This window comes from Gracilibacillus oryzae, assembly GCF_009498735.1.
Classification (GTDB): domain Bacteria; phylum Bacillota; class Bacilli; order Bacillales; family Amphibacillaceae; genus Gracilibacillus; species Gracilibacillus oryzae.
This window is the reverse complement of record NZ_ML762433.1, coordinates 1-12363: the sequence shown is the minus strand read 5'-3', so window position 1 is coordinate 12363 and position 12363 is coordinate 1. Positions and strand designations below refer to the sequence as shown.

The window sequence follows — 12363 nt, the reverse complement described above, 5'->3', positions numbered from 1 at the left end:
ACAAATTTCAGAGAAAATGGAGGGGTAAAATTATGAAAAGAAAGCTATCAAATTGGGCACTGCTATTAATCATTTTACTAGGTATATTTGTGCTCGCAGCATGTAATGATGAGGAGACAAGTTCAGAAGATGACAGTAACACTGATAATGAAGAACCTTCAGCAGAAGACCCGTTAACATTGACATTCTTTAGTGCAGATGGAACAGAAAAAGAATTCAATGATCCCGTAGCACAGAAGATTACCGAAGAAACAGGTATAAAGCTAGAATTAGATTATCCTGTTGGGGGAAATGATGAAGCGATTCCACTAATGATTGCCAGTGGAGATTATCCTGATTTAATTTTTGCAAAAGGTGATATTGGTAAGTTGATTGAAGCTGGTGGTGTTATAAAATTAAATGATTTAATTGAAGAAAAAGGGGATAACCTCAAAGCAATGTATGGTGATCAACTAAATCGTCTACGTAACTCTCTTGAAGATCCAAGCATCTATACAGTCGGGACTTATGGAGTGGAAAATGCATTCTGGGAAACAAGCGGGACTTTCCAGATTCAAATGGATGTATTACGAGAACTTGGTTATCCAGAGATTCGTACATTAGAAGAATTCGAAGCAGCATTAACGGAATACTATGAAAAATATCCTGAGATCGATGGGCAGAAAACGATTCCTCTATCTCTCCTTGGCAGTGATTGGCGCTGGTTAATAACTGTCGGAAATCCGGCCGGTTTTGCAGCAGGAAAGCCGGATGATGGGCAGTGGGCTGTTAATGATGATACAGGTGAAGCAACCTATAAATTTCTATTACCAGAATTTAAGGAATACTTTAAATGGTTGAATGGTATGAATGCAAAAGGTTTACTTGATCCTGAATCTTTTACACACACATATGATACGTATATTTCCAAATTGTCTTCAGGCAGAGTATTAAGTATTGCGGACCAGAGTTGGAACATTGGTGATGCAGATAAGGCTCTTGTTGCAGATGGTAAGGAATGGAAAACTTATGCGCCATTACCAGTGACTTTAAACGAAGATATCAAATCACAAGGCTTAAAAGATTATGGATTTGCAGGTGGATGGGGAATCGCTATTTCATCTACTAGTGAACATCAAGAGGAAGCTTTCGAATTTTTAGATTGGATGGCTTCAGAAGAGGCACAAATTCTTGTCAATTGGGGAATTGAAGGAGAAAACTACGACATTGTTGATGGCAAACGTGTAATGCAGGAAGATGATAGAGAAAGAATGAATACGGATAAGGATTATGGCAAGGAAACAGGTGTTGGTTATTATGTATATCCATTCCCGCAATGGGGCAATGGTGCAGTAGACTCAACAGGCCAATCCATTTCACCAAATACTGAACAGGATATTATTGATAACTTCAACAGTGCCGAAAAAGAAGTATTGAAGGAATATGAAATGGAAAATTGGATAGATTGGTTCCCTTCACCAGAAGAACTAGAAAGATCGAAACACGGTACTGTATCAAACTACACGATTCCAGCAGGAAGTGATTTGCAAATTATTCAACAAAAAGCGGATGATTTAACCGAACAACAAATCACACAAGCAGTTCTTGGAGACCCGGCGAATTTTGACCAGGCATGGGATAAAATGATCGCAGACTTAGAAGCAATGAATATTGAGCAAGCGAACCAAGAAATGACGAAAATGGTGCAAGACACGATGGAGCTTTGGGGTACGAAAGAATAAAGAGATTGATAAGCCTGATTCATTCTACCGGATCAGGCTTCCTTTATTGAATGGGAGGATTAGATTATTAATCTATAATCAAATAAAAAGAAATGGCATATGACAGTTTCAAAAGAAATAGATTGGTAGATAAATACATCTTTCAGTTTGCCAGTAAGACTAAAAAAATAGTTTATTAATGAACATATGAGTCACCTGCAAAAACAACGCTATCTTCTTATGAAAATAAAGACAAAGTTTGTCTTTATTAGACAAACTTTATGTAAATTTTAATAGATATGGTTGAAATAAATAATATAAAATGATATCATTTCAGTATGTTCGATGGATGAACTAAGTGAAATACCGAAAAGGAAACCGGTTTCCGCGTAAATTTGGTGAGTATTAGAAATAGCTACCTAATATTCATTCAATGAAATATCCAGTTTATTAAATTAATTAAATTAATTAAGGAAGGTGCCTTGTATGTTAAAGAAAACAACAAAATTAATGGTCTTACTACTCATAACTGCTGGTCTGCTTATTGGATGCAGTTCTGGGGAGGAAGAGAATACAAATCCTGATGCGACAACATTAAGTTTTTGGAATCGTCTACCTGAGCTTACAACTCATTTCGAAAGCTTCATCGCATCCTTTGAGGAAGAACATCCGGATATTAATATTGAAATGCAAACTCTTGGTGCATCTGGTAACCAGCAATATCAAACAGCAATTAAAAATAATGAATTACCAGATATTTTTGTAACCGCTAACGTTACATCTTTAAAAAACCTTGTAGATCAAGAGTTGTTACACAATCTGAATGATGTGGTCACACCAGAGGTCAAGGAACAGTTTTATCCTGGAGTATGGAGCGAAAACTTGACTACAATTGGTGAAGATATTTATCAGCTTCCATTAAACTCAGGAAAAAGTGCTGTATTAATGTACTATAATAAAGATGTATTAAGTGAATATGGAGTCTCAGAAGGTCAGATTCCAACGACATGGGATGAGTTAAGAGAGGTTGGTAAAGACATTTATGAACAATCAGGTGGAGGAACTTATGGATTGATTATGGGTGCTGAAGCAACTTGGTTATCAGATATGACCATTAACCAAATGGCGACCAACATTACCCCAGAAGTACATCCTTCTATTGATGTGGCTCGTAGAATAAACTATAAAACTGGTCAACCTGATTTTGTTAATGATGGGAGTACACAAACGATAGAATATTTGAAGCAATTAATGGATGAAAACGTTCTATCCCCTTCAAGTATTGAATATAACGAACCAACAGCTATTGCCAATTTCGCAGCTGGAAAATCAGCGTTCTATTTTGATGGCAACTGGGCAGGGTCAGTTTTAATGAATGAAGAAGAAGGACCAGGCTTTGAGAATTGGGGAGTTGCTCCAATGCCAACAGAAGATGGAGGGACTTATTACAATGACATGGCCGCTAAAGAAGGGCTAATGGTTTCTAACAACACTGAGCACTGGGAAGAAGTGCAAACTTTCTTAAATTACTTTATCGAGAACGGTTACAGAGATGTCATAGTAGCTTCAGGAGCACATGAGCCACCAGTGGATATAGAAGTTACTGACCCACCATTTGAACAGTATAATAAAATTAATGAACTTTCGAATCAATTAAGTGTTGCTACACCTAATATTTATAAACAGAACAACAGCACGATTGGTTTCATTCAAGATTATCAAGGTGGTCTCTCTTATAGTGCAGGATCTATTTTAGCTGGTTACATGCAGGGAGAAGTTACAGACCCAGTTGCTGAGCTGGAAGAAGCACAACAACAGGCTATGGAAGTATTTAACGAAAATTTAAATAAATATGAGGATGTAAGTGAATCAGATTTTGTTTTTGATGATTGGGTTCCCTTTGAGCCGTATACAACCGAATAAACAAGAACTTTAACAATAAAATAGGACGAGCTTGTAGACTGTTCTCGTCCTATTTTTTTACAGGAGGGAGAAAAACGATGGCTGCAAAAAATAGCAACTTATCAAAGTTTAAGAGAAGCAGACAGATTTGGGCTTATATATTTATCATGCCTCAAGCTATTGTGTTTTTAGGCTTGTCATTGTACCCGATTATAATGAGTTATGTATATTCCTTATACTCCTGGGATGGTGCTAGTCCATTAACAAATTTTATTGGATTTGATAACTATATTGAATTATTTCAAACATCCCGTTTCTGGTCTGCATTGCTTGCTACAGTTATCTATATGATTGGAACTACAGCATTAGGTGTAGGATCTTCTCTGTTATTAGCTATTGTACTAAATGCTAATAACATGAAGGGGAAAGCATTTTACAGGACTATTTATTTTATTCCAGTTATAGCAACTACCGCTATCATTGGGGTAATTATGAAAAACATTTTTGGAATTGATGGAACTGTGAATCAATTGCTGCAATATATTGGACTGGTTGATCAACCAATTTCCTGGCTAAATACGTCTACTTTAGCCATGCTGCTATTAATTTTAATCGGAACATGGAAGAACTTAGGGATTAACATGATTTATTGGCTCTCAGGTTTACAGGCGATTCCAACAGACCTTTATGAGTCGGCACAGCTTGATGGTGCAGGCTTTTGGAAAACATTGTTTCATATTACGCTGCCATTGTTAAAACCAATATTAGTAGTTATTTTACTTCTTTCTGTAGTAAGCGGTATGAATGCCTTTGATTTAGTTAAAACATTTACAAATGGTAATCCTTATCACACAACAGAAACTTTAGACTTGTATGTATTTAACTATGCCTTTGGCGGTGGTCTTACAGGGGCAACAACAAGAATGGGCTATGCTTCTGCTGCAGGTGTTATGCTGGGAATGTTCACCTTGTTGATAAGTGGAATATTTGGACTTATTTCCGTGTATACAAGAAGAAAAATAAATAAAGAAACTGGCTAATATGGAGAGGAGAGGCAAATATGATTATTACTAGTAAAATTGTAAAATATATTATCCACTTTATTTTGCTTTTAATCGGCTTGATCTGGATATTCCCTTTTATTTGGATGGTATTGGGTTCTTTCAGATCAAACACAGATTTTATTGTCTCAGGGAACCCGATTCCGAGTGAACTAAATTGGGATAACTATACAAGAGCGTGGGTTGACGCGAACTTTAGTGGCTACTTTGTTAACACAGTAATCATGACAGTAGCAACAGTGGCAATTGTTGTTCTACTATGTGCCTTAACTGGCTATGCCCTTGGAAGGGTGGACTTCCCAGGGAAAAAAACAATTCTGGCGATCGTAGTAGGGATTATGTTTATTCCAAAAGGTTATACAATTATTCCCTTGTATGAATTAGTAGATCAGCTAGGATTAACCAACTCCTTATTTGGTATAATTCTGGCGGAATCCTCTGGTGCACACACCTTATTTGTGCTCTTATTTACATCCTATTTTGCAACGCTTCCAAAAGAAATGGAAGAAGCGGCGATTATGGATGGTTGCGGCTTTGTCAGAACGTTTTTTAGTGTTATGCTACCTTTAGCAAAACCTATTATTGCAACAACGGTAATTATGCAATTTATTTGGACTTGGAGTTCCTTCCTGGTTCCAACTGTTTTAACGATCTCCAAGCCTGAGTTAAGAACATTGGCAGTAGGTATGCAAAACTTTGTGGGGCAGTACTCAACAGACTGGGCAGGTATGGCTGCAGGTGCTACCATCTCATTGCTACCAGTGTTAATCGTGTTTATTCTTATGCAACGTTACTTTATCGAAGGAGTTGCGGGAGCTATCAAACAATAATCATTTAACTCTGTTTTTTTAAAGTAATGGATGGACCTCCTAATTCAGAGTGTTCATCCTTCCTTTTGAAAATATCAATAATATCATATGAATACAGAGGAGGACTTAATATGATTAATGAAAACTTGCCAAAGATTTGGTATGGTGGTGACTATAACCCCGAACAATGGGATGAAGCCACGATTCAGGATGACATGCGAATGTTTAAATTAGCAGGGATTGATGTTGCTACCGTTAATGTTTTTTCATGGGCACTTATTCAGCCAGATGAAGTAACCTATGATTTTAGTGGTTTGGATGAAACGATTGATCGCTTGTATCAGAACGGGGTGTATGTATGTTTAGCTACAAGTACAGGAGCACACCCTGCGTGGATGGCGAAACGTTATCCAGACGTTCTTCGGGTAGACTTTGATGGAAAAAAGAGACGATTTGGCGGCAGACATAACTCCTGTCCAAACAGTCCAACTTACCGTAAATATGCAGAAAAGATTGCAGCAAAATTGGCTGAACGGTACAAAGACCACCCTGCAGTTTTGATTTGGCATGTGTCTAATGAGTATGGTGGTTATTGCTATTGTGATAATTGTCAGAAAGCATTTCGTGTTTGGCTTAAAGAGAAATATGGTAATTTGGAAGCGGTTAATGAATCGTGGAATACACGTTTTTGGGGACATACTTTTTATGAATGGGATGAAATTGTTGCCCCGAATGGATTAAGTGAGGAATGGCAGGGTGGTCAAAACACCAATTTTCAGGGGATTTCACTGGATTATCGCAGATTTCAGTCTGATAGTTTGTTAGATGCATATAAATTAGAGAGAGATGCATTGAAACAAGAAACACCAAATATACCAGTAACCACTAACTTAATGGGGTTATATCCTGAATTGGATTATTTCAAGTGGGGGAAAGAAATGGATGTTGTATCATGGGATAACTATCCTTCATTTGATACACCTGTTAGTTTGACAGCGATGACACATGATTTGATGCGCGGATTAAAAAGTGGTCAGCCATTTATGTTAATGGAGCAAACACCAAGTCAGCAAAACTGGCAGCCATATAACGCATTGAAACGTCCAAACGTCATGAGACAATGGAGCTATCAGGCAGTGGCACATGGGGCAGATACTGTTATGTTCTTTCAATTAAGACGGTCAAGAGGTGCTACAGAGAAGTTCCATGGAGCGGTAATTGAACATGTGGGACATGAAAACACCCGTGTGTTCCGTGAATCGGCCCAGCTTGGCAAGGAATTGGGTCAGCTAGAGCATCACTTGTTGGACAGTCGTGTACCAGCGCGGGTTGGAATTGTATTTGACTGGGAAAATCGCTGGGCGATCAATCTTTCAAGTGGACCATCTGCAGCTCTTGATTATGTTAAAGAAGTGCATAAATATTATGATGCCTTTTATCAGCGTAACATACCAGTGGATATGATTAGTGTGGAAGAGGATTTAGAAAAATATGATATTGTGATTGCTCCTGTTCTTTACATGGTTAAAGAAGGGCACGCAGATCGGCTCAAGAAATTTACTAAGAATGGCGGTACCTTTGTAACGACATTTTTCAGTGGGATTGTAAATGAAAACGATCTCGTTACGCTTGGTGGTTATCCAGGTGAACTTAGAGACCTGCTTGGTATTTGGGCAGAAGAGATTGATGCACTCGATCCATCTATTTTTAATCAAATTGTGATGAATAATTCGGAGGGAGCTTTATCTGGCGAATATAAATGCAACCTGTTATTTGATTTGATACATGCCGAAACAGCAGAAGTGTTAGCGACCTATGGATCTGATTTTTATCAGGGAATGCCAGTCTTGACGAAGAATCAATATGGGAACGGACATGCCTATTATGTGGCTTCAAGTCCAGAGCAATCCTTTGTCCAGGATTTTGTTGTTACCATCAGTGCAGAGAAAGGAATAGAAGGTACCTTGGCATCTGATCAAGGAGTAGAAGTAGCAATTCGTCAGAAAGAAGATAAACAAATATTATTTGTTATGAATCATAATGCTGACACTGCTACTTTTAACACAGGAAATACAAAATGGCAGAACATGCTGACAGGTGAACTTTATCAAGGAATTACAGAAATCGATGCAAAAGAAACGTTCATATTAACTAAATAACGGGGGGAAATGCAATGAAATTTACAGATGGTAACTGGATGGTGCGTGAAGGTTTTAGGATCCATTTTCCAAGAATAATCCATGAAGTGGTGGAGGCTGATGGTTCTGTTACACTTTATGCACCATGTAAATTTATCAATCATCGTGGTGATACATTGGATGGACCATTATTGACCATTAAGATATCAGCTCCACTAGAAGACGTAATACGGATTCAGACATGGCACTTTAAAGGTGGAAAGGCAAAATATCCGAACTTTGAGGTAACAGAAGTTGGAACAAACTCGATCCAAGTAGAAGATAATGAAGACAATGTTCGGTTTGTCAGTGGTGGTTTAACCTTAACTGTTTCCAAGCATAATTTTGATTTGTCTTTTGACAATAACAATGGAAGGTTAACGGATGTAGATGGAAAAGGCTTAGCATGGATAGATCGTCCCGAAAAGAAAACATATATGCGCGGTCAATTACGACTTGGAGTAGGTGAGCAGATTTATGGCTTAGGCGAGCGATTTACTCCTTTTGTGAAAAATGGACAAAGCGTTGATATTTGGAACAAGGATGGAGGAACAAGCTCAGAACAATCTTATAAAAATATTCCATTTTTTCTAAGCAGTAAAGGATATGGCGTTTTTGTCAATCATACAGAAGAGGTAAGCTATGAGCTGGGATCTGAGACAGTTTCAAGAACTCAGTTCAGTGTAGAAGGGGAATACTTAGACTATTATTTTATTAATGGGCCGACACCAAAAGAAGTGGTGAGCCGCTATACAGACTTGACAGGTAAACCAGCCTTACCGCCTGCTTGGTCATTTGGTTTATGGCTTTCAACATCTTTTACAACAGATTACAATGAAGAAACAGTCAATCACTTTGTAGATGGAATGGCAGAGCGCGGTATTCCGCTCAGTGTATTTCATTTTGACTGCTTCTGGATGAAGGAATTTGAATGGAGCAATTTCATTTGGGACCGTCGTAATTTTCCTGACCCAGAAGGCATGCTGCGCCGACTGAAAGAAAAAGGGTTGAAAATCTGTGTTTGGATCAATCCATATATTGCCCAAAAATCTGTCCTCTTTGATGAAGGAATGGAGAACGGATACTTAATAAAGAAATCAAACGGAGATGTCTGGCAGTGGGATCTATGGCAAGCCGGTATGGGCATTGTTGACTTTACTAATCCTGATGCATGCCGTTGGTTCCAGGATAAATTAAAGGTATTACTCGATATGGGAGTTGACTCCTTTAAGACTGACTTTGGGGAGCGAATTCCTACAGATGTAGTTTATTATGATGGGTCAGATCCGCAGAAAATGCATAATTATTATGCCTGCAAATACAATGAGGTAGTATTTGACTTATTGAAAGAAGAAAAAGGCGAAGACGAAGCGGTTGTATTTGCCCGTTCTGCAACAACTGGCGGTCAGAAATTCCCTGTACACTGGGGAGGAGATTGTGATTCAACGTATGATGCAATGGCTGAAAGTTTACGAGGCGGCTTATCCTTGACAACATCTGGGTTTGGTTACTGGAGCCATGATATAGGCGGTTTTGAGAATACGGCAACACCTGATGTGTTCAAACGTTGGACAGCATTTGGTTTACTTTCCAGTCACAGCCGGTTCCACGGCAGTTCATCCTACAGGGTGCCATGGAATTTTGATGAGGAAGCTGTGGATGTCGCACGTCATTTTACAAATCTTAAAAACAGCCTGATGCCTTATTTATATGAGCAAGCAGTTAGAAATAGCAAGACAGGAATTCCAGTAATGCGTTCAATGGTCATGGAATTTCCAGAAGACCCTTTATGTCACACATTGGATCGTCAGTATATGTTAGGTGATTCTATTCTTGTTGCCCCAATTTTCAATGAAGAGGGGATAGGTTCCTTCTATTTACCAAAGGGTAATTGGACGCACCTTTTAACAGGTGAAGTTGTTGAAGGAGGGACATGGATAAATCAGAAATATGATTATTTCAGCCTGCCACTATTTGTCCGTCCGAATTCGATTTTGCCAATCGGAAAAAGTGAAGAAACGCCGGTTTATGACTACAATGATGGAGTGACATTTAAGATATACCAAATAGAGGAAGACAAAACTATTGAACGTAAATTAGTAGATTCTGCAGGAAAAGAAAATGGCTCTATTACAGTAAGTCGAAAAAAGGATGAGTTGGAAGTAACTGTTGAAGGTGTAGATAAAGACTATCATATTGAATTAGTTGGTAAAGAGAAAATAAGTCCTAACCGTGGAACTGGAAAGTCTAGAATTGATTTATCGCAGCGCTAACCATCTTCATCTACAGGTAAAGACGAGTCAAAGAAACTTAGGCGCAGTTATGTAAGCCCCGCTTCAGCATTTCATGTCATGGCACTCGCTTATCCTTTCTCTCAAGGCATTGAGAGGAGGTACGAATGCCATGACGATTCTTATTTATGATCTTGAATCATAATATAAGTCTAAATAAAACAAGAAAGCTTGAAATAACCCACCGATACTTTTAAAAAAATAATTGAATGGTAAACGCAATCTTTTAAGTCTTTTATATAAAGGCTGAAAATAATATAATAGTAAAAAGTAGTATAAATATAGCTGTAGAATGGAGAGGTTGTATGCTTTTAAAACCAAAACAAAAATTAGTTTTTATCGGTGATTCGGTTACAGACTGTGATCGTGCTAAGCCTCATGGTGAAGGACTGTTTCAGGCACTCGGAAATGGGTACGTTTCCATAGTTGATGCTTTTTTACAGTCATCATATCCTGAGTTAGGGATAAGAGTAGTAAATAAAGGGACATCTGGTAACACTGTCCGTGATTTAACAGACAGATGGGAAGAAGATGTTATCGAACAAAAACCTGATTGGTTAAGCGTTATGATTGGTATTAATGATGTTTGGCGGCAATATGATTCACCAATGCAGATTGAACAACATGTCTATATTGAGGAATACAAAGACAAGTTAACAGAATTAGTCGTTCGTTCCAGAAAAAATACTGAAAATATAGTTTTAATGACACCTTTTTTTATTGAACCTAATAACCAAGATGCAATGAGGAATACGATGGATCAATATGGAGAAGTTGTCAAAGCTATTGCGAATGAGCATGATTGTATCTTTGTCAATACGCAAGAAGCTTTTAATAAAGTATTAGAAGATTTGTATCCGGCAAGTATAGCATGGGATCGTGTTCATCCAAATCAAACAGGTCATGCTGTATTAGCTAAAGCATTTTTACGTGCAATCGAATTTGATTGGCAGAAATAATAAAAACGAAACGGAGCAAAATTTGTTTGTCCATATTGTAATCCGGGCGATTGAAATCGTCCGGATTATTTGATTCCCGAGAACTGTATTTATTATTCCGTTTCTATTAACTATTTGTGTCTTAACCTCTTTACAAGAGGAATGACAATAGCAAAAATAATCCTGTAGCGATAACGGCAGAAATCATGGCTGGCAACAATTTATACTTGGCATAGTCCATTGCATTTATTTCCAGTATCCCTGCAATTGTATTGTTGTTATCACTAAGGGGTGAGGCAAAAGAACCAAATGACCCGCTTGCAAACACAGCTCCGATTACTAGTGGTAAATTTGCATCGCCCGCCTGAGCAAGTGATATCCCCAATGGCATCAATATCCCCCACGTTCCCCATGATGACCCGATAAAATAGGAGATAAATGCACCTATGATGAACATTACCGGTGGAATAAAGGATGAAGGAATCCAGCTGACATTATTTGTTACGAATTCAGATAATCCTAAATCCTCTGTTACGGAGGATAGCCCCCATACAACTGATAGCAATAAGATAACAGACATCAAATTGTTACCAGACTCAATAAACTCATGAATCATTGTTTTCAGAGAATTTTTTTGAAACAACAACATGACAATCGTAATTAACAATGTAATAAATAGTGCGACAACCATTGCCTGCAAGACATCTGCTTCGATAAATGCTTCAAATAAATGATACCCTTGTGAAAATCCGTCCAACCATGTCAGGAATAGTGTAAGAATGATCACTAAACTGACAGGGATAATTAGATTCCATGGCTTTGACTGTTCTACTGTATCTTTATTGTCCGTTTTCACATTATCTGACTCGTTTGTTATGGGAATATTATTCTTAGATGAATGACGAAATATAACAAAAATTGTTCCTATAATAATCATAGAAATAGCAAAGAAATTAAATGGAATACTTTGCAAATAAAGACTGTAAGGATCAGCATCTATATTTTGATTTTGCAATCCCATTTCAATAACAGAAACCATATACCCAACGAAAGCTGTGGCAATAGGAATAAGGACAATTACTGGCTGTGTACTTGTTTCGATCATAAAAGCCAATTCTTTTTTTGTCATATTAATTTTTGACAGTAATGCTTTCATAATTGGGGCTATCGTAACAATCCGGAAACTTGGAGCACTGAATGTACCTAAAGTAGAGAGCCATGTGACGATTAATGCCTCTTTTTTTGTATCTATTTTATTTGATGCAAAATCGACAAATCCTTTTATTCCTCCCGATATTTTAATGATTCCTACTAATCCGGAGAACATATAAAGGAATACAATGATCTTTATATTATTTATATCTGTCAGGCTGTCAACAATGTAGTTAATTGATTGTTCAATGCCACCTATAATAGATGGTTTAACTAAATAGGAACCAAGAATCAGTCCAATTGTTAAACCAGGGAAAACCTGTTTCGTTTTCA

At 37.7% G+C, this 12363-nt stretch carries 8 protein-coding genes; 7 read left to right on the top strand and 1 reads right to left on the bottom strand.

Features of this window, described 5'->3' with window-relative positions; genetic code table 11:
- The first annotated feature begins 32 nt into the window (after positions 1–32).
- From F9U64_RS13385 to F9U64_RS13355, 7 genes are all read left to right on the top strand, one after another.
- Positions 33–1721 (top strand): ABC transporter substrate-binding protein, encoded by a 1689-nt coding sequence (locus F9U64_RS13385; RefSeq protein ID WP_153404421.1) that lies wholly within the window; start codon positions 33–35, stop codon positions 1719–1721.
- 465 nt (positions 1722–2186) lie between these two features.
- On the top strand, positions 2187–3623 hold the full coding sequence (locus F9U64_RS13380) for an ABC transporter substrate-binding protein (RefSeq protein WP_153404418.1): 1437 nt from the start codon (positions 2187–2189) through the stop codon (positions 3621–3623).
- 77 nt (positions 3624–3700) lie between these two features.
- Complete coding sequence (locus F9U64_RS13375; RefSeq protein WP_153404415.1) at positions 3701–4642, top strand: carbohydrate ABC transporter permease; 942 nt, start codon at positions 3701–3703, stop codon at positions 4640–4642.
- Between the two features lie 20 nt (positions 4643–4662).
- Positions 4663–5493, top strand: a complete 831-nt coding sequence (locus tag F9U64_RS13370; protein WP_153404412.1) for a carbohydrate ABC transporter permease — start codon at positions 4663–4665, stop codon at positions 5491–5493.
- A 110-nt stretch (positions 5494–5603) separates the two neighbouring features.
- Positions 5604–7631, top strand: coding sequence for a beta-galactosidase (locus F9U64_RS13365; RefSeq protein ID WP_153404409.1), 2028 nt, complete (start codon positions 5604–5606; stop codon positions 7629–7631).
- Positions 7632–7645: 14 nt separating this feature from the next.
- On the top strand, positions 7646–9922 hold the full coding sequence (yicI, locus tag F9U64_RS13360) for an alpha-xylosidase (protein WP_153404406.1): 2277 nt from the start codon (positions 7646–7648) through the stop codon (positions 9920–9922).
- Positions 9923–10245: 323 nt separating this feature from the next.
- Positions 10246–10899 carry an SGNH/GDSL hydrolase family protein gene (locus F9U64_RS13355; RefSeq protein ID WP_153404404.1) on the top strand — a complete coding sequence of 218 codons (654 nt, stop codon included), beginning with the start codon at positions 10246–10248 and terminating at the stop codon, positions 10897–10899.
- A 130-nt stretch (positions 10900–11029) separates the two neighbouring features.
- On the opposite strand, the gene F9U64_RS13350 is transcribed toward F9U64_RS13355, so the two are convergent.
- A partial coding sequence (locus F9U64_RS13350) for a Na+/H+ antiporter NhaC family protein (protein ID WP_153404401.1) occupies positions 11030–12363 on the bottom strand: 1334 nt, incomplete at its 5' end.